Raw genomic sequence first — 17,765 nt, 5'->3', positions numbered from 1 at the left:
AGCGTACGAAATACCCGGTCTCGAAGGCTATAAAGCGAAAGAGTTTGCGCTTAACTGGCTGTGAGGCGGTTGTCAGGTGCTAACAGAGAGGCTTTGGTTGAAGGTGAATGGAATCGTTTCCAGCATTTAAGAATTTTGTTGGCAAAAGAAGTCGTCAACTTTGGCTTTTGGATCATCCGTACCCCAAAAAATGGACTTGTCGAGTTTTTGAAGGCGTGGCACATGTTTCGAACAATGTATGTAGGCTTCTTCAATTTCAATCATAACCCACCGTTCAATTAAGCGGATTGTCTCGCCAATCTTATACGTTTCCTCCAGGAACGAAAGTGATGTCGGTATTTGATCAACTTGACAAATACTTGCTTGTCCGTTGACGTGCAGTCCTACTGTGGTATCGAGGAAATCGACAAATACCAGGCCGATATGAGGGTTTTCATAAATGTTTCCTAAGCTCGCAAAAACGCCGTTTCCTCGGAACTCTGGATAAGCTACGACCTGACTATTGATGATGTGTACTAATCCTGGTTGGCCGAAGCGCGGAGAGCAATCACAGTGTCCTTTGGCATCGGCTGTGGCGATAAACACCATTTCCTGCTTTTGAATGAACGCTTGCATGCCTTCCGTCAAGTGATCGTGCATTTGCCGATGATAAAATCGAGTTGCTCGATCTTGACTTCGGTATTCTTGCTGTAACTTGCGTTCGCCTTCTGAGCCACTCATCTTCATACCTGTTAGGGATCCTGCGCTCTAATGTCCATTGTGTCTGTATAGAAAATAGCCTACTACAATAGCGAGGAGAAATGCATCCACCTGGGCACCTGTAATCTCACTTCATGTTGCACATGTATTGCAAGGAAAGGGTGATTAGACGGGAGCCATTGGCTCAATGAACGATCGTGCCCCAGGCACCTCACTAGAACTTATTTTGATTCGCTATAGACTGTCAAAATTATTGACGTACTGATGTCGGTCCCGGTGAAGAATAGACGGCCTTTGTTCCATCCTGTGTGTACACATGAACGCGTGATGGTGATTGTGTGTAGAGTGCCTTGGCGAGTGTGTCAGGAAAGAAATATTGTTGTGGTAATTGAATCATCGGGGAGGCAAAGCGTTTTAAAAAGTCGCTGGTGGCCATCGTGCAGAACATGGGGTAGGTCCAGGTTGAAAAACTTCCTGCCGGGTGAGTGTCATCAGTTCCATAAAGGAGGACCTGACGTAATTGCCGAGCCTGAAGATCAGCTAAATCCCATTCGAAGACTTCTAGGCTCGTATCATGCAAGGTCCAACGCCAATGTGCGAACGAGTCGACAGTTGGAGGATTGGCGAGAATGAGGTCATTACCTCGCCGAGTTCCCTCAGGAAAGGATCCATGTTCGGCATCCCAGTCGTCATCGAAACGTCCGTAATCCCCGCCAGGGTCCCAAAAAATAACCTGACCTTTCGAAGTCACTAATCGTAATGCGGAATGACTCGTTTCCAACCCGCTGTAGGTGATGAATACTTGTAGGCGAGCACGAGTGGACTGATTGGGTCCGTCAATCAGTTCATGCGAGTGCGAAATCCAGTCGTGAGGCAGATAGGGAGCTGGTCCGACAACACAACCAGATAGCATCGCTATCTGAAAAAAAATGAGAACCGTGTTGCCTATGAATCGGGATAGGATCAAAGAGGCTCCTGCTTGTCTCGTGTAGAGAAGATGCCGATTTTATCGGTAGACATGCATGTTTATCTTGAGAATTCTGATGGGGGAGACTTTTGCCTCTTTGTCGACGGTACTTGACTTAATTGTTCAGGAACGTTGTCTCTGTGGCCTTCCTAAGCATCATATCAAAGGTTTCCGGAACCCTGTCTTTAGACGGATCGCTTGAGAATATCTAATTGAGGAGGATGCTGAGGTTTGTACAGCCGAATTTTTTAGATGACTGACCGGAAAATCTTAACAGAAGCAGCCGGGCTAACACAGTTTCAGCGATGGAGAGGAGAGCGAATGGTAGGAAAGAGCAACATCTTCATGGGTGTTCCTCTTTCGTTGGAACACGTGATTCGTCACTTAACTCGTTCCAAAGTGGTAGCTGAATTCAATCATGTGAAAATCAACACCCCGGCTTGGCCCATAGATGGTCGCATCCGACATGTGATGAAACCGGTACCCGACTGCCAGATTTCCGGGAAGATGATAACTAACGCCTCCATGTGCTATGAATTGGAACGGTCCTCCAATATCTTGACGGCCAAACTCCCAATCACTAATCAGTGCTCCGCCGGCTCCAATGTCAAATGTCATATTCCACGTTTTCTTTGTGAATGCGAGTCCAGGAGTGATCTCAGTGATAAACCCTAAATCACCTGCCCCACGCAACACACCGGCTGAGCCGTTGAGCCGCCAATGTGTGTCCCAGCCTGACGGACTTTCCCAGCCTGTCGGTAAGCCGATAAACCCGAATACGTCGAATTGTTCAAAGTCTTCCTTTTCACTAGGCGGTAACCCAGCGTCCTGAAAATTCATGCCACCACGAATGCCAATGCCCATGGTGTCAATGTTTTGAGCCAAGACGAATCCTGAGATACTTGTCAAAGCACAGGTTACAAAAAAAATGAAGAAGAAGACTCTCCGTTGAGTCGGCATCCTTTGGTTGTATCCATCGGTGTATGGCTGACAGTTATACGTAGAATATTTGTTTGAGTTGAATGTTGATTGTTGAAATCTCATAACACGTTGCTGTCATCCTTAATTAGTATAATCCAGGTAATTTTTTGGCTTCTTTTGTCAAGAAGACTGATCGGAGTTTCCGTTATATATGTTGATTTTTCATAGAGTCGAGTTGGTATACATCTTGGCGCTGATTTCTTCAAGTTCAGCATTAATTCTCATTGGGGTTGGAGGGAATAGTCTGACAATCTGTCAAAGTGTTACAACTCAATCGATGGCCGAGCGTCATTTAACTGGCTCATGGTTTCCTTGATCGTTTAAGATATCCACGAACTGTAGATTTTCAAGAAAGACCATGAAATTTCATGGGGCGAATCACCTCATGTGCTCAAGAGCCTGCAAGTGAGTTAGGTGATCAACATCACAAAAGCCTCGTTCCGAATGTCCGATCCTATGCAGAGCCAAATTCATTTTAGTTTTCCGACCACGGATACACTGCTTCTCACACTTATAGGATCGTGGAGTCTCCATGATGGTCTGTTGACTTTTTCTGAAACTGAAAAAGCCATTCGATCGACAACAGAAATTCGGAAATTAACATTTGATACACAGCAAGTCACTCGCTGGGATAGCAGTCTTGTGACGTTTGTGCTCAGGATTCTTACCTACTGTTCCTCCCGCCATATTGAAGTTGATCGAAGCCATTTGCCGGAGGGCGTTCAACGTCTTCTCACGCTTGCGACATCCATTCCTGAACGACAGGATGCAAGACGAACCGTTACCCGTGAGTGCTGGCTTACCCGTTTGGGGAAGAAAGCCATGGAGGTCCTGGAAGGCGGGAAGGCAATGCTTGCCTTTATCGGCGAGGCCTCACTCGCGTTTTTGGCTTTTCTCAGGGGAAAAGCTCGCTTTCGTCGATCCGATTTCTTGCTGATTCTTCAAGAATGTGGAGCCCAAGCGCTCCCGATCGTTTCGCTCATCAGTTTTCTTGTCGGGTTAATTCTGGCCTTTGTGGGAGCCGTTCAATTACAGCAATTTGGGGCTCAAATCTATGTGGCGAATTTGGTCGGATTGGGGATGGCACGAGAAATGGGAGCCATGATGACGGGAATTATCATGGGTGGAAGGACGGGAGCATCATTTGCGGCTCAATTGGGAACCATGCGAGTGAATCAAGAGATTGACGCTATGACGACACTAGGACTCTCGCCCATGGAATTTCTCGTTCTTCCTCGCATGCTCGCGCTTTCGTTGATGATGCCGTTACTCTGTCTCTATGCAGATGTTCTCGGTATTCTTGGTGGAATGGTTGTTGGAGTGACTATGCTGGATCTCGGTTTTATCGAGTATTTCAATCAAACGCAGGCTACGTTAAGTTTAATGGACTTTTTTTTAGGTCTAGTAAAGAGTGTGGTCTTCGGTATACTCGTGGCCATCGCCGGATGTCTGCGAGGGATGCAATCTGGAAATAGTTCTGCTGCCGTCGGGATTGCCGCCACGTCTGCCGTCGTCACCAGCATTGTCTTTATCGTCGTGTCCGATTCAATTTTGACGGTGCTCTATGATGTCCTTGGTGTCTAGGATTGCTGATGCTGAAAGCCAACACTCATATTACCATTCAAAACCTCACGATGGCGTATGGTGACTTTGTGATCCAACGCGATCTAGACTTTGCAATTCACCGTGGCGACATCTTTATTATCATGGGTCCTAGCGGATGCGGAAAAAGTACGCTCTTGCGACATCTCATTGGATTGAAGCCGCCGGCTACAGGGGACGTCTTGTATGAGGGAAAGAGTTTTTGGAACGCCGAGGCGTTGCGTCGCGAACGGATGATGCGGCGATTTGGCGTCTTATTTCAAAGTGGGGCACTCTGGAGTTCTATGACCTTAGCTGAAAATATTGGCTTGCCCCTGACAGAATATACGAAATTGACTCGGCATGAAATACGAGAAATTGTTGCACTCAAACTTGCATTGGTGGGGCTTGCGGGATTTGAAGAATACTATCCTCACGAGATTAGCGGAGGGATGCAGAAACGAGCGGGATTAGCTCGGGCCATGGCTCTCGATCCGGAAATTCTTTTTTTCGATGAACCGTCTGCGGGCTTGGACCCGATCAGTTCGCGGCGTCTTGACGACTTGATTCTTGAGCTTCGCGACAGTCTTGGGGCAACAGTCGTGATGGTGACGCACGAGCTGGCCAGTATTTTTGCTGTTGGAACAAACTCTGTCTTTCTCGATGTTGAAACAAAAACTATGTTAGCTGTTGGCCCGCCTCGCACGTTGTTACAGGAGTCATCCAATCCTCAAATTCAAACATTTCTGACACGGGGAGAAACGGAAGGCGTGAAGCGTGAAGCGTGAAGCGTGAAGCGAAAGATGAGAGACGATACCAGATACACGACTTAATCGTTTCGTATGCAATGGTAGGTGATGAGCTGTGAGTAAACGATCAAACCCGACACTGATCGGGGCCTTTGTCATCGGCGCAATCGTGTTGGTGGTTATCGGTGTTTTGTTTTTTGGTAGTGGTAAGTTCTTTAAAGATAAACTCATTTATGTTCTCTATTTCGATGATAACTTAAAAGGATTAAGCGTGGGCGCTCCAGTGACATTCCGGGGTACGAGAATTGGAGCGATTACAGATATTAAAGTGGTCATTGATGCACAAGGTGAGTCGATCCGCATTCCGGTGTTTATGGCATTAGAGGAAGGCGCTGTAGAGGTCGTAAACACCGGGCCTGATACCATCATGCAAGAAATTAGCGAAGAAAAGGACCGAGCATTTCTCGGAAAGATGATTGAGGAACGTGGATTGCGTGCACAATTGCAAATGCAAAGTTTAGTCACAGGGAAATTGTTAGTCCAGCTTGATTTCTTTCCTCACAGTCCCATCAAGTTGCATACTGGGCTTGATGACCCGTTTCCTGAATTTCCAACAATATCATCAAGCTTAAGCTTACTGGCTCACAAACTTGAAGATCTCCCGGTTCAGGACTTAGTTGCGACTTCACTGCGTGCCATTCAAGGGTTGGATCAGTTACTCAATTCTCCTGATCTCAAGGGTTTGGTTGCAGAGAGTCGAATCCTGGTGAAAGATCTGCGTGATCTGACACAGGTCATGAATCGTGACCTGATGCCGGTGATGACGGGTCTCGATGATACCATTCGCGATACGCAACGCCTCGTTAGAAATATCGATTCGCAGATCCAGCCGTTAACCGGGAGCTTTCAGGAAGTAGCAGAGTCGGCGCGCAGCAGTCTCATACAAACGCAAGAAACGTTATCGGCCATTCGTGGCGTCGCAGGGAAAGACTCGGCATTCTCTTATCAACTCACAAGTACGCTAAAAGAACTCAAAGCTGCGGCTCGTTCCATTCGAACATTTGCGGATTATTTGGAGCAGCATCCAGAGGCGCTTCTCCGCGGAAAGGATGGCCGATGAGTCCCGACGTCTACAGTTGTATGCGTATCACTGTTATTTTTGTTGCACTAGCAATGTTCATCGGCTGCGGCTCCACGCCGCCCACGCGATTTTACCAACTTCATGCGACGACAGATCAAGACTTCGAGTCTTACAGAGGGAATGGGACAAGAACGATTGTCGGTGTGGGGCCTGTGGAAATTCCCTCTTATGTCGATCGTGATCAAATGGTCATCCGTGCCGGAGAAGCCGAGGTCGAATTGTTGGAGTTTGATCGCTGGGCCGAACCGTTGTCTCAGAATTTGACGAGAGTCCTGATTGAAAATATTTCGCAATTCTTGTCTGATCGTGGCACCACAGTCGTACGATGGGATGACGGGCTTTCGTTGGATTATCGGGCACGAATTGAATTGTTGCAGTTTGACTTTACGAAGACCGGGAATGTGTCTCTTGTCGCCCGCTGGATTCTTTCAGGAAAAGATCGTCAAGAGCCGTTGGTCGTTAAAACTTCACGGTTTAGCAGTTCCGGTATTTCCGAGGACTATCGTTCTTTCGTTTCAGAAATGAGCCGTCATGTTGAATCACTGAGCCGTGAAATTACTCAATCACTATCTGATACGTTTTAGAGAATGCATCGAACACAATTTTTATGGCGGATTGCTGATTGAACATGTGATTAACCAGAATGGAGACGTATCTATGAAAAAACTGGTCTATCTTCTTATCTTGTTTCCTGTTGTTGTGTACGCTCAGAGTAGCCAAGGGGTGCCGCCGCATATGCCAAAGAACATGGAGCAAATGCAAAGAGGTTTGCAACAGATGGACATGGAACAACTGCAGAAGGCTGCGGCCTGCATGGAAAACCTCGATCTTTCAATGATGGATGGGTTGGAAAGGAAAGGAAGGAAGATGGAAGAGGAAATTGGCGCTCTATGCCGATCGGGAAAGCGTGATGAGGCCCAGAATAAGGCAATGAAGTATGCAAGAGAAATGATGAGCCGTCCTGAAATAAAGAAAATGCAGGAATGCAGTAAACTGGCAGCCGGAATGATGCCGAAAATGCCTTATGAGAAAATTGAAGAAATGAGTAAAGACCAGCATGTCTGTGATAACTTTTAAGCCTGTAAGAATTGAGAGAGGAGGCTCAGTGTTTTGGGGAGTAGCTCCCGTGCATTAGGCGTGCATTCATGAGTTCACTATAGGCCATTAAAAAATGTTGAGTCCACAGGTTGTGTCTTTGAATTAGACCTGAGCCGCGAGGTGGAATTTCTGAATCTTAAGATTGCGAATGTTGTAATGACTCAGTTGTGAGGAATAGGTTTTTATATGTATGTTTTTGCGTACGGGGTAATCTTATTCAATCTTCCGACCTGTGAGGTACATGACTTCGAAGATTCTTAAGTGATTTTTTTATAAAGGCATGAATACCCTTTAATTAAGAAGGTTTGGTTAGAATCCTCAGGGAAGTCTGTGATGCTATGTACAATTTCTGCAACAGTGTTGCAGGCCCATTTTGCGACTTCTGGAGTTCCAACCAATTCAATCAATCCCACCGGACGATCGGTGGGTAGTTGGGTCGATGGTTCATTGAATTTTAGAAGTTTTCTTGACTTTAGTCTAGCAATAACCTTTCGGGCAGGGGAATCTAAAGTAAATTTCGGGTATCCGCTAGAAACCAGTTCCCTAAACTTTTCTCCTTTGAAGTGAATGAGGGCATTCCTAAGATCGCATAAAAGTTTCAGGTCCTGAAATGGTTTCTTTCCTTTGACAAACTGGACTTTTGTCAAAATGCATTTTGCCGTACAAAGTTTTGTTTCCAATGAAACTTTATTATCTTCCAAATCCTTCATACTCTCACCTAACTTCACTAAGTAGTCTGGCTTTGGTTGATCATCTTCCCCCACAGATGTTCTTGCAATGAGTCCGATTTCATTAACAAAGCATTCCAGGCTCATTATTGAAAAAATAATAGGAATCAGGGCTTGAGTTTCATGTCCCAACTCAATTGAGCTTATAGAATCTTGGGCAACCTGGAAGAACATAGGAGCATTGGAAAACTTAGGGATAGATCCATTGGACATTGATTAACTCCAAATAGAGATGATTGAGGTGTTAATATTTCATTATTCACTATTATCATCAAAATGCTTTGCATCTGTTATCGTCGGCTCTGTTTATAAGGATTATAATAAATTCGCCTGAGCATCTTTCAAAGTAATCATTAGGTCCATCGGATCTGTGCAGGAAGCTTGAAAACCAAACCGGTCATAAAACTGTTTGGCTTCTTCAGAGAGAGCATGGACGACAATGGCTCGAATTCCGGCAATGTTCGCGGCTTGTAGCGTGCGCTTCACCGCGTCGGCAAGAAGGTCGCCACCCAGGCCTTTCTTTTGCCAATTCAGATGAACGCCCAGGCGGCCAAGAATCATGACCGGAATTGGGTCTGGCATGTTGCGTCGGATGCGGCCAGGAGATTCCGCACATTGAACCGCACCGATTGATAGTGTGTAATACGCGATGACGTGGTTCTGGTGGCAGACAACAGATGTTCGCGATGCACTAGAAGCCTCATTTTTCATTGCACGACGTTTCAGCCAGTTGTTGAGAGTATCATTCCCACAAGCAAAGTCATCAAGAATGTGTTTTGCGTCAAGAGCTTCAGGCGGGCGCGGTGTGGTGGGCTGGTCTGGGCTTAGCTTTCCCAAATCGGTTTCCGGTTGAGTAATTCTTTGAGTTTGGGGTTACGTTGTGTCGGAGCATCTAATGCATTGATGAATGTCTGATAGTCTTTTTTGCCAAGATTAAACAGGCGGCGGTCAAGGAGAACATCTTCGGCTTCACGACACACTACATCCAGAACAAATTCCGTCACCGTCTTATCAGTGATGGCGCATGCGCGGTCTATTAACGAACGTGTATGGGGTTTCACTCGAAGATTAATATTTTTCGGGTGACTTTTTCTGTGCGGTTTAACGGATTGTTTATTCATAAAGGTCCCTTGTCTTTTTACTTATTATCCTACTGTGTGCGCACAACGTCAACACCGTCATCTGCGGGAGCTGATATCGAAAGGTAGCCAATATATTGATGTTAGATATTTTGCAGTATTCACCCTTCATTCGAGTCTGATCTTCTATCTTATGTAAGAATGTTTTTGCTTATGAATGCTCTTAGGTCATAAGCCCTTGAATCAGGCTTCATGAATCCACGTGCGTGCTTGTTCGATGTCTTGGAGTTTAAAGACTCGAATGTCCGCCGAAAAAATTGCGTCCATGATTCTTGAAAACCCATGGACCCAGCCACGATCACTCACCACTGCCACATGACTGAAATTTCCGACATCGCGGATCAGCTTGAGATCTTCCCAAACGGCAGAAGAATCCATCCCCTCGAAGTGCCGAATGATTTCGATAAAGCGAATCTTTTCATGCCGTGTGAAGGCCTCTCGTAATTTCGATGTGGCCAACTGAATATCGGCCTTAGTGATGTACCCGAGAATTTCCAACTCGATCACTCCGGTCTCATCTTCGTGCCATGAAAAGCCAGGTTTGGCGTCTGTGCCAGGTGAAGGAAGGGGTGCTGCTGCTTCAAACATTGGTTCTGTGCGCAACCAGGCTCGGGCTTCCTCGATTTCGCTGCGTTTGAACTGACGAACCTCCATTCCTAGTATGGGTTTCATAGCTTTGATCATTGGACCGGTCCAATCGAGGTCGGTAACCACCGCCGCTTTCTCGATATCTTTCATATGATTCAGGCTGAATTGAATGGCTTTTCCGAAATTGAGGTTGCTGAAACCCTGAAAAGTTCCAACATTCTTGAGCATCCTCACCTTGCCGTGCTTGGCGATTTTTTCTTCAAAGGCCGTGGCGATACGGTCGTATTCTTCCTGAGTGATTGTTCCGTCAATCCAAAATTCAACGATGTTTGAATTCGATTCTGTCATCATCTTTAACATGATGGTTCTCCCTCGATTTTCCTGTTCTCGATATGGAGTTTTATAAATTGTGAAAGTGTGAAATTTTTCAATGTTACGGCAATATTAATTGAAGGTTACATCTAAGTTAAGTATGATCACAACATAACTGATCTGCGACAAACTGAGGAGGTGGGTCTTGCGAAATCAAACGATTCTAGCCGTGGCAGCGCTATTCATGTTCCTCTCAGGCTGTGTTTCGTCATCGCCTTTTCCCATGAATGGGAGTCAGGCTCTGAAGTCCGAATCGGATTTTGGGGTGTTAACGACACAACCTGATGCCTTTCAAGGTCGAGCTATTAAATTGGCTGGACGAATTGTTGGCGTTGAGACGATGGCTGAAGGCACCATGGTGACAGCGGAATGGTTACCTTATCCGAATGTTGAATATATGGGACCTCGTAGTGCAGAAGTGAAATCCTCTGAGCGGTTTGTTCTCTTCTATCCAGGCCAGCTTGACGCCGAAGGGAAATTGTACGGGAATAAATTTCTTGTAATCGGGAAAAAGGGAAAGCCTGAATCGCTCTCAGCTATCAAGGGGAAATCTGATACGCTTCCCTATATTTCGGCTCGATGTCTTCATGTTTGGAAAACTGGGGATAGCGAAATTGAAACAGAATCGGCTACTGAATATACCTATCCGGTTGAACAGACCTATTGCTCGGATATTTAAACGTACGGGGTTTTGAGTGGACTGCAATCCCTGCCGAGGCCAATTCTTTCAGGCCTGGCAGGGACTTTTTATTATGCGAGATATCTCGTTAACGTCGTTACAGTTGGTGGTGGGCATGAGTGGGTTTGGCAATTTGACTGCAAGCTTGAATGATCTGCCGTTGGCATGCCAGGTCATAGTCTAGTTGGGCTTTCGCGTTGTGACCTGCCATGGTGAATGCCATGCCTCGATTGTAGTGAAGTAAACCCCCATCGGCTCCGAGATGAATGGCTGTCGTAAAATCATTGATCGCTAATGTGGTTTCTCCGTTTATCAGCTCCAGGAGCCCCCGGCTTTCATATGCCTGGTGAAGTGTGGGGCTGAGTGTAATTGCTTGATCCAGATCTTTCTTTGCCGATGCCGTCTCCCCAACTTGTATATAGGCCACAGCTCGATTCAGATACATTTCCGCTTGAGGCTGATCAAGAGACAATGCCTTTGATAAGTCATGGATGGCCTTGTGATATCTTTCCAATCGATTAAAGGCCATTCCACGGTAATTCAAGGTCTTCGGAGAATCTGGCTTTCGTTCCAGAATGTGTGAAAAATGATGGATCGCCTTCCCTGGATAGCCGGCTTCTAAATACACGATTCCGAGATTTTCTCTGTATTGGAGATGTTGCGGTGCCAGTTTGATCGCGAGTGTAAAGTCTTTAATCGCATCATCCCAATTCTTTTGTTTGGCATAGACAAAACCGCGAGCATTGAGCAGTGAGTGCTGCCCCGGGGTTTTTTGAAGGGCTTCTGAAAAGATGTGTTTTGCGTCACTCAGCTTTCCGGCGTGAAACAATTGTTCGCCTTGAGCGAGCGTCCCCTTGGCTGCGGTAGGCATTTCATTTTTTGTATTCAACCCTGAACAACCAACGTAACTACCCAACAGGACAAGTACAAAGAACCATTGAATATATCGATGCATCTGTTGAAATTTTCCAAGCATACTCAAGTCCTCCTTCATCATTCTCTAAAGATAAAGGGAGAGGATTACGTTGAGAGGACATTCATGTTACATCCGTGTAACGTTATGCGAGTTAATAAATAGCGAACAAGAGAATATTCAGTTTCTACAGATGCTGAAATTCGAGAAATTTCTGATGTTGTTGGATGCGGAAATACTATGGAAGGAAGGGTGTGTGGGAAGATTGAAAACTGGAAACTATTGAGGAGTGAGTTTCATCCCTATGTCTAGCGCTGTTGCTCGAATAGCTCCTGCCGAAGCCATTTCTTGAAGGGCCTGTTCTGAATCATCTGGCCTGACATTGACTCCGCGTATGCCATCCTCTAGCACGACCACACGCAAGCTAAGTTTGATGCCATCCAAGACGGTTTGTTTTACCCAATAATCCGTGGCAAGGCCAACAAGATAGATGGTTTTGGCATTTTGGTCTTCGAGATAATCTGCAAGGGAAGTCCCGTCAAAACCTGAATAGATTTCTTTTTTTGGATTGGTTGCTCCTGAAATAATGAGACTACCCGTTGGAAGATGCAGATTTGCGTGGAATTGTGCGCCTCGTGACCCTTGTATGCAGTGGGGTGGCCATGGACCACCGTGCTCTTGAAATGAACAGTGGTTGGGCGGATGCCAATCGCGTGTGGCCATGATGGCCGCTCCGTGATGTTGAAAAAAAGTAATGTATTGATTGATTCGAGGGAGGATCTGGTCACCGTCCTCTACTGGGAGCGCTCCGCCTGGGAAAAAGTCATTTTGCAGATGGACGAGAATGAGCGCAGAGGTCTTGTCTGGTAGCAATTGTGGCGTGACTGTTTGACTCTTGGGAGATTTCTTGGCGAGTTTCATGATGTCATGCCACGATTTCCGTGCCGATCCCTTTATCGGTAAAAATTTCTAACAAAATGGCATGAGGAATTCGTCCGTCAATGATATGGGCTTTGTGAACCCCACCGTGCAACGCAGCCAAGCACGCATGCACTTTCGGCAGCATTCCTTCGCTGATGGTCTTCTTTTGGACCATGCGTTCCGTATCCTTTCGTGACAACGTTGGGACATGATGGTTGTCGGCATCGCGAATGCCTTTAACGTCGCTGAGCACGAGCAATTTTTCAGCATGCAGCGCACCGGCAACGCTTCCTGCGACGAGATCGGCGTTGATGTTATGGGTCTTGCCTTTTTTGTCGACGCCAATTGGTGCAATAACCGGAATGAAATTTTCTTCCAGGAGCTTCACGAGTATGTGATCGTCGACTTTGTCGACCTCACCGACTAATCCATAATCATGATCTTCGGGTGTATCTGTTTCTCCTGAAAGACTATGCACCAACGCTTTGGCATTAAAGGGCTTTGTTAAAAACAAGCGGCCATCTTTTCCTGTGAGACCAACGGCTTTCCCGCCATGTTGATTGAGCAGACTCACGATTTCTTTGTTGATTTTTCCCCCAAGCACCATCTCAACGACATCCATGGTGGCTTGGTCTGTGACTCTGACGCCATTCACAAACTTTGGTTTGATTCCCAGCCTGTCGAGCATGGAATTAATTTGAGGTCCCCCTCCGTGAATCACGACTGGATTCAAACCGACGTATTTTAACAGAACGACGTCTTCAGCAAATCCTTCTTTCAGACTATCATCTGTCATCGCTTTTCCGCCGTACTTAATCACAATGGTTTTTCCGGCAAACGTGCGAATGTAAGGAAGGGCTTCGATCAAAATGTCGGCTTTTTTAATCAGTTGTTCCATGGAATTTGTGTGAGGATCTAAGAATTATAAGACGCGTATTGTATGCGTCATGAAAGAACTCTAGAGAATAAATCGACTCAGATCTTGATCTTTCACGATACCGCCAAGATGTTTTTTGACATAGGCGGCATCCACCACGACCTTTTTGTCGGTGAGTTCTTGAGCTTCAAACGACACTTCTTCCAATAACCGTTCGACGATCGTGAAGAGTCGTCGTGCGCCGATATTTTCCGTTCGATCATTGACCTCTACCGCCGTGGCTGCGATCTCTTGTATGCCTTCCTGCGTAAAATCGAGTGTGACGCCTTCGGTATTCAGAAGGGCCTGATATTGTTTGACGAGCGCATTTTTGGGTTCTGTCAAAATTCGTATGAGGTCTTCTTGTGTCAAGGCTTCCAATTCAACTCGGATGGGAAATCGTCCTTGAAGTTCTGGAATGAGATCAGCTGGTTTGGACACATGAAACGCACCGGCTGCGACAAATAAGATGTGGTCCGTACGAACAGGACCATACTTGGTATTAACTGTTGATCCCTCTACGATCGGGAGTAAGTCACGTTGGACGCCTTCACGGGATATGTCGGGTCCTGTGCCTTTTTCCCGTCCAGCGATTTTGTCAATTTCATCTAAAAAGACAATGCCGGATTGTTCGGTCTTGTCGATGGCTTCTTTTGTCACTTCGTCCATATCAATGAGCTTTTGGGCTTCTTCTTGGGCTAACACCTTTTGGGCTTCAGGTACTTTCATCCGGCGGTTTTTACTTTTCCCCGGCATAAGGCCCCCCAACATATCACGCAAATTATTTTCTAAGTCTTCCATGCCTCCGACATTGGAGATGATGCCGACCGGCAAGCCCCGTTCTTTCACTTCAAGCTCGACATGTCGATTGTCGAGTTTTCCTTCCCTCAATTGCTTCCGGAGCTTTTGTCGCGTATCGTCAGCCGTATCGTATCGACTGGGTTGATCTTGAGTCGAGTCTTTGGGCTGCTGTGCCGGCGAAGACGTTGGTGGAAGCAGCAGGTCGAGGATCCGATCCTCAGCCAAGTCTTCGGCTTTCTTTTCCACTTGGTCAAGATAGCGAGTTTTGACCATGTTCACAGAGAGTTCCGTTAAATCTCGGATGAGTGACTCGACATCTCTTCCCACATACCCTACTTCCGTAAACTTCGATGCTTCAATTTTGATGAAGGGCGCATCATCAAGTTTTGCCAGACGGCGTGAGATTTCCGTTTTCCCTACGCCAGTTGGACCGATCATGATGATGTTTTTCGGGTAAATCTCTTCTCGCAGTTCGGGGCTCAATTGCTGTCGACGCCATCGATTTCTGAGCGCGATGGCGACCATCCGTTTGGCGTCACGTTGTCCGATCACGTATCGATCTAGTTCATCTACGATTTGCCTTGGTGTGAGGCCATTGAGCCGGCTCGGGGTTTGTGTTGTTTCGTGGTCCATGATATTAGATCGTCAACTCCTCAATAATGATGTTTTGGTTCGTATAGATGTCAATCGCTGCGGCAATCCCCATGGCATGTTCGACAATGTGCTTGGGTTCGAGCGATGTGTGGGCAACGAGTGCACGCGCGGCTGCTAAGGCATAGGAGCCACCGGAGCCAATCGCCATGACGCCATCTTCCGGTTCGACCACGTCACCCGTGCCTGAAATTATAAAGGAATGCTCACGATTCGCAACCGTGAGGAGAGCTTCTAATCGTCGAAGCACGCGATCGGTTCTCCAGTCCTTGGCTAACTCCACGGCAGCGCGTGTGAGATTTCCTCGGTACTCCTCCAGCTTCGCATCAAATTTTTCAAACAGCGTAAAGGCATCCGCCGTTGCCCCGGCAAATCCTGCCAGGACTTCATTGTTATGCATTTTTCGTAACTTTTTCGCGTTGCTTTTCATAATCGTCGTTCCGACGGTGACCTGCCCGTCACATCCCATTGCGACGCCGTTGGGTTTTCGAACACAGAGAATCGTAGTTGAACGTATGATCATACATAGCCCTGACTGTATTGGGAATTAATGAATGGGTTATCCGCCTGCCCGAGGGTGGGCGCGATCGTAAACTTCCATAAGCCGGTCAGTTGCGATATGAGTATATTTTTGAGTCGTGGCCAGTGAATCGTGTCCTAGCAGTTCTTGTATCGCACGCAGATCGGCTCCTTCATCAAGAAGATGGGTAGCGAACGAGTGACGCAAGGTATGCGGAGCTACGGCGCCATGAGGCAGCCGTTGGGAAAACTTTTTTACGATGCGTTCTACGCTTCGACTGGTGAGACGGCCTCCGCGAACATTTTTAAAGAGTGGATCGTCTTCTTTGACCGTGTTCTTGTATTTAGCAATGATGTGTTTGTTTTTCCCTTTTTGTCTGCACTGCTCGCGATAGTCTTGAATGGCTTGAATCGCCACATCTCCGACCGGGACAATGCGTCGTTTTTTTCCTTTTCCTTGAATCCGGGCAATGCCGGATTGGAGGTTTAGGTCATCCCAATCTAATCCGACGAGTTCGCTGACTCGTGTTCCTGTTGAATAGAGTGTTTCAAGGATTGCACGATCTCTCGTCGCGATAAAGCTTGATCCTTCAGGAGCTTCCATGAGTGTCGATGCCTCATCCTTTGTAAGAACCTTAGGCAAATGTTGAGGCGGTCGCGGTGATCGAACGTGGGCTGCGGGATTGACCGCTACCCGGTCTTCATGAGTCAAAAAGCGATAAAAGCTTTTGAGTGTCGAAAGTTTCCTCGCTAAGGTTGACTTTTTTTCATTCTTTTCATCAAGCCACCTCAGGTAATTTCGAATGGTGATGGTATCAACTGATGCAGGAGTCGGTGTTGCCTCTGACAGATTGGGCATGGTCTTCAGAAACGTTGAGAACTGTCGTAAGTCAGAGCAATAGCTGCGAATTGTTTCTGGAGACGCCCCCTGTTCAATGTCGAGAAACGTCACGAAAGCCCTGATCGCGTCATCCATTTATTGAACTCTTCTTCAGCTCGTTGTTGAATCTTCTTTCGCTTTTCCTGTTTGTCGCGAATCTTCATCGGAAAAGGTGGGAATAACCCGAAGTTCGTGTTAATGGGTTGAAAGTATTGTGAATCGCTCGTGGTGATGTAATTGAGTAGTGCTCCATGGGCAGTCGTCTCTGGAGGCGTTACGATAGGCTGACCGGCCAGAGCTTTGGCTGCATTGATTCCAGCAAGTCCTCCGCTCGCAGCTGCTTCAACGTACCCTTCGACCCCAATCAGTTGTCCAGCAAAAAACGTGTGGTTGTGCGTCTTAAGCTGAAGCGTGTCTTTCAAAAGATCCGGAGAATTAATGAAGGTATTACGATGGATGCTCCCACATCGAAGAAACTCAGCCTCTTCGAGTCCTGGGACCATTCGAAAGACTTTTTTCTGCTCAGAATACGTGAGCTTTGTTTGAAAGCCTACCATATTATAGCAAGAGCCATGGATGTTTTCTGGTCGTAGTTGGAGCACGGCATATGGCCGCTTTCCTGTTTGGGGATCGATGAGGCCTACCGGTTTCAGTGGACCAAAGAGCAGTGTTTGTCGTCCACGTTCTGCCATGACTTCAACGGGAAGGCAGCCTTCAAAGTAGGGAATTTTTTCAAAGTCTTTGGATTGGACTCGATCGGCTTCAGTTAACGCATCGTAAAATCGATCATACGTTTCGCGATTCATGGGGCAATTTAAGTAATCAGCCGTACCTTTATCATATCGAGAGGCGCGAAAGACTTTGGCCATGTTGATTGAGTCGGTATCGACAATGGGGGCAATGGCGTCAAAGAAATACAGATTTTTGGAATGCGTCAGCTCGCTGATTGAATTGGATAGGCTATTTGAGGTCAGTGGTCCAGTTGCGACGATACTCATTGCATTGTCCGGTATTTCTTTAATTTCTTCTCTCAGAATTCGTACGTTAGGATGAGCTTCAAGAGCCTGCGTCACGCCTAACGCAAATCGGTCGCGATCAACGGCTAGCGCTGAACCCGCTGGAACTCGAACTTCATCAGCGATGCGGATAATTAAAGAATTCAGTCTCCGCATTTCATCTTTCAATATGCCCGGAGCGCTTAGCGAATCGTTTGACCCCAGGGAGTTCGAACACACAATTTCTGCGAGGTAGTCCGTTTTATGGGCTGCCGTCTCTTCTTTGGGACGCATCTCATATAAGGTGACTTTGGCCCCTTGATTCGCTGCCTGCCAGGCGGCTTCTGAGCCCGCTAGCCCCCCTCCGATGATGGCAATATCTTCTCGCATAGTTCTCACAAATTCGAATACACGTCGATAAACAAAATGAATGAAAAGAAAACGAAT

General features: G+C 46.7%; 20 protein-coding genes. 6 read left to right on the top strand and 14 right to left on the bottom strand.

Going from position 1 to position 17,765, the window contains the following annotated elements; all coding sequences use genetic code 11:
- Positions 1-126 precede the first annotated feature (126 nt).
- The 3 genes from ACWQXP_RS01005 to ACWQXP_RS00995 form a co-directional block, all read right to left on the bottom strand.
- A complete protein-coding gene (locus tag ACWQXP_RS01005) occupies positions 127-726 on the bottom strand; it encodes a pyridoxamine 5'-phosphate oxidase family protein (RefSeq protein ID WP_454060966.1) in 600 nt (199 codons plus the stop codon).
- 223 nt (positions 727-949) lie between these two features.
- Positions 950-1,666 carry a hypothetical protein gene (locus tag ACWQXP_RS01000; protein ID WP_454060965.1) on the bottom strand — a complete coding sequence of 239 codons (717 nt, stop codon included), beginning with the start codon at positions 1,664-1,666 and terminating at the stop codon, positions 950-952.
- Positions 1,667-2,050: 384 nt separating this feature from the next.
- The gene (locus ACWQXP_RS00995; RefSeq protein WP_454060964.1) at positions 2,051-2,551 is read right to left on the bottom strand and encodes an acyloxyacyl hydrolase; all 501 of its coding nucleotides are present in this window, start codon (positions 2,549-2,551) and stop codon (positions 2,051-2,053) included.
- A 552-nt stretch (positions 2,552-3,103) separates the two neighbouring features.
- On the opposite strand from ACWQXP_RS00995, the gene ACWQXP_RS00990 reads away from it, so the two are divergent.
- From ACWQXP_RS00990 to ACWQXP_RS00970, 5 genes are all read left to right on the top strand, one after another.
- Positions 3,104-4,231, top strand: coding sequence for an MlaE family lipid ABC transporter permease subunit (locus ACWQXP_RS00990; RefSeq protein ID WP_454060963.1), 1,128 nt, complete (start codon positions 3,104-3,106; stop codon positions 4,229-4,231).
- 8 nt (positions 4,232-4,239) lie between these two features.
- Complete coding sequence (locus tag ACWQXP_RS00985; RefSeq protein WP_454060962.1) at positions 4,240-5,016, top strand: ABC transporter ATP-binding protein; 777 nt, start codon at positions 4,240-4,242, stop codon at positions 5,014-5,016.
- Positions 5,017-5,092: 76 nt separating this feature from the next.
- Positions 5,093-6,097, top strand: a complete 1,005-nt coding sequence (locus tag ACWQXP_RS00980) for an MlaD family protein (RefSeq protein ID WP_454060961.1) — start codon at positions 5,093-5,095, stop codon at positions 6,095-6,097.
- Positions 6,094-6,702, top strand: coding sequence for a PqiC family protein (locus ACWQXP_RS00975; RefSeq protein ID WP_454060960.1), 609 nt, complete (start codon positions 6,094-6,096; stop codon positions 6,700-6,702). Before ACWQXP_RS00980 ends, ACWQXP_RS00975 begins: the two co-directional genes overlap by 4 nt.
- A gap of 73 nt (positions 6,703-6,775) precedes the next feature.
- Entirely contained in the window at positions 6,776-7,195 is a 420-nt protein-coding gene (locus ACWQXP_RS00970) for a hypothetical protein (RefSeq protein ID WP_454060959.1), read from the top strand.
- 278 nt (positions 7,196-7,473) lie between these two features.
- On the opposite strand, the gene ACWQXP_RS00965 is transcribed toward ACWQXP_RS00970, so the two are convergent.
- The 4 genes from ACWQXP_RS00965 to ACWQXP_RS00950 form a co-directional block, all read right to left on the bottom strand.
- Complete coding sequence (locus ACWQXP_RS00965; RefSeq protein ID WP_454060958.1) at positions 7,474-8,157, bottom strand: hypothetical protein; 684 nt, start codon at positions 8,155-8,157, stop codon at positions 7,474-7,476.
- A gap of 102 nt (positions 8,158-8,259) precedes the next feature.
- A complete protein-coding gene (locus tag ACWQXP_RS00960) occupies positions 8,260-8,781 on the bottom strand; it encodes a GNAT family N-acetyltransferase (RefSeq protein ID WP_454060957.1) in 522 nt (173 codons plus the stop codon).
- A complete protein-coding gene (locus tag ACWQXP_RS00955) occupies positions 8,769-9,065 on the bottom strand; it encodes a type II toxin-antitoxin system TacA family antitoxin (RefSeq protein ID WP_454060956.1) in 297 nt (98 codons plus the stop codon). The genes ACWQXP_RS00960 and ACWQXP_RS00955 overlap by 13 nt, the downstream gene beginning before the upstream one ends.
- Before the next feature lie 201 nt (positions 9,066-9,266).
- Entirely contained in the window at positions 9,267-10,031 is a 765-nt protein-coding gene (locus ACWQXP_RS00950; RefSeq protein WP_454060955.1) for an STAS/SEC14 domain-containing protein, read from the bottom strand.
- A gap of 157 nt (positions 10,032-10,188) precedes the next feature.
- On the opposite strand from ACWQXP_RS00950, the gene ACWQXP_RS00945 reads away from it, so the two are divergent.
- Entirely contained in the window at positions 10,189-10,722 is a 534-nt protein-coding gene (locus tag ACWQXP_RS00945; RefSeq protein ID WP_454060954.1) for a Slp family lipoprotein, read from the top strand.
- A 97-nt stretch (positions 10,723-10,819) separates the two neighbouring features.
- Here ACWQXP_RS00945 and ACWQXP_RS00940 read toward each other — a convergent pair whose 3' ends face one another.
- The 7 genes from ACWQXP_RS00940 to trmFO form a co-directional block, all read right to left on the bottom strand.
- Entirely contained in the window at positions 10,820-11,698 is an 879-nt protein-coding gene (locus ACWQXP_RS00940) for a tetratricopeptide repeat protein (protein WP_454060953.1), read from the bottom strand.
- Positions 11,699-11,914: 216 nt separating this feature from the next.
- Entirely contained in the window at positions 11,915-12,556 is a 642-nt protein-coding gene (locus ACWQXP_RS00935) for a nicotinamidase (RefSeq protein WP_454060952.1), read from the bottom strand.
- A gap of 4 nt (positions 12,557-12,560) precedes the next feature.
- Complete coding sequence (argB, locus tag ACWQXP_RS00930) at positions 12,561-13,454, bottom strand: acetylglutamate kinase (protein WP_454060951.1); 894 nt, start codon at positions 13,452-13,454, stop codon at positions 12,561-12,563.
- 60 nt (positions 13,455-13,514) lie between these two features.
- On the bottom strand, positions 13,515-14,906 hold the full coding sequence (gene hslU / locus ACWQXP_RS00925; protein ID WP_454060950.1) for an ATP-dependent protease ATPase subunit HslU: 1,392 nt from the start codon (positions 14,904-14,906) through the stop codon (positions 13,515-13,517).
- Between the two features lie 4 nt (positions 14,907-14,910).
- Entirely contained in the window at positions 14,911-15,447 is a 537-nt protein-coding gene (gene hslV, locus ACWQXP_RS00920; RefSeq protein ID WP_454060949.1) for an ATP-dependent protease subunit HslV, read from the bottom strand.
- Positions 15,448-15,483: 36 nt separating this feature from the next.
- Positions 15,484-16,419: a site-specific tyrosine recombinase/integron integrase gene (gene xerA / locus ACWQXP_RS00915; protein ID WP_454060948.1), complete on the bottom strand. Its 936-nt coding sequence runs from the start codon at positions 16,417-16,419 to the stop codon at positions 15,484-15,486.
- Positions 16,392-17,708, bottom strand: a complete 1,317-nt coding sequence (gene trmFO / locus ACWQXP_RS00910; RefSeq protein WP_454060947.1) for a methylenetetrahydrofolate--tRNA-(uracil(54)-C(5))-methyltransferase (FADH(2)-oxidizing) TrmFO — start codon at positions 17,706-17,708, stop codon at positions 16,392-16,394. Before trmFO ends, xerA begins: the two co-directional genes overlap by 28 nt.
- Positions 17,709-17,765: the final 57 nt, after the last annotated feature.

Source organism: Candidatus Nitrospira salsa (genome assembly GCF_965152625.1).
The sequence above is the reverse complement of the archived record's forward strand: the minus strand, read 5'-3'. Positions and strand labels throughout refer to the sequence as shown.

Bases quoted from the DNA above. Each gene is read 5' to 3' on its own strand.
- ACWQXP_RS01005 (WP_454060966.1), bottom strand. From the start codon at position 726: ATGAAGATGAGTGGCTCAGAAGGCGAACGCAAGTTACAGCAAGAATAC.
- ACWQXP_RS00990 (WP_454060963.1), top strand. From the start codon at position 3,104: ATGCAGAGCCAAATTCATTTTAGTTTTCCGACCACGGATACACTGCTT.
- ACWQXP_RS00985 (WP_454060962.1), top strand. From the start codon at position 4,240: ATGCTGAAAGCCAACACTCATATTACCATTCAAAACCTCACGATGGCG.
- ACWQXP_RS00975 (WP_454060960.1), top strand. From the start codon at position 6,094: ATGAGTCCCGACGTCTACAGTTGTATGCGTATCACTGTTATTTTTGTT.
- ACWQXP_RS00970 (WP_454060959.1), top strand. From the start codon at position 6,776: ATGAAAAAACTGGTCTATCTTCTTATCTTGTTTCCTGTTGTTGTGTAC.
- ACWQXP_RS00965 (WP_454060958.1), bottom strand. From the start codon at position 8,157: ATGTCCAATGGATCTATCCCTAAGTTTTCCAATGCTCCTATGTTCTTC.
- ACWQXP_RS00955 (WP_454060956.1), bottom strand. From the start codon at position 9,065: ATGAATAAACAATCCGTTAAACCGCACAGAAAAAGTCACCCGAAAAAT.
- ACWQXP_RS00950 (WP_454060955.1), bottom strand. From the start codon at position 10,031: ATGTTAAAGATGATGACAGAATCGAATTCAAACATCGTTGAATTTTGG.
- ACWQXP_RS00940 (WP_454060953.1), bottom strand. From the start codon at position 11,698: ATGCTTGGAAAATTTCAACAGATGCATCGATATATTCAATGGTTCTTT.
- ACWQXP_RS00935 (WP_454060952.1), bottom strand. From the start codon at position 12,556: ATGAAACTCGCCAAGAAATCTCCCAAGAGTCAAACAGTCACGCCACAA.
- argB (WP_454060951.1), bottom strand. From the start codon at position 13,454: ATGGAACAACTGATTAAAAAAGCCGACATTTTGATCGAAGCCCTTCCT.
- hslU (WP_454060950.1), bottom strand. From the start codon at position 14,906: ATGGACCACGAAACAACACAAACCCCGAGCCGGCTCAATGGCCTCACA.
- hslV (WP_454060949.1), bottom strand. From the start codon at position 15,447: ATGATCATACGTTCAACTACGATTCTCTGTGTTCGAAAACCCAACGGC.
- xerA (WP_454060948.1), bottom strand. From the start codon at position 16,419: ATGGATGACGCGATCAGGGCTTTCGTGACGTTTCTCGACATTGAACAG.
- trmFO (WP_454060947.1), bottom strand. From the start codon at position 17,708: ATGCGAGAAGATATTGCCATCATCGGAGGGGGGCTAGCGGGCTCAGAA.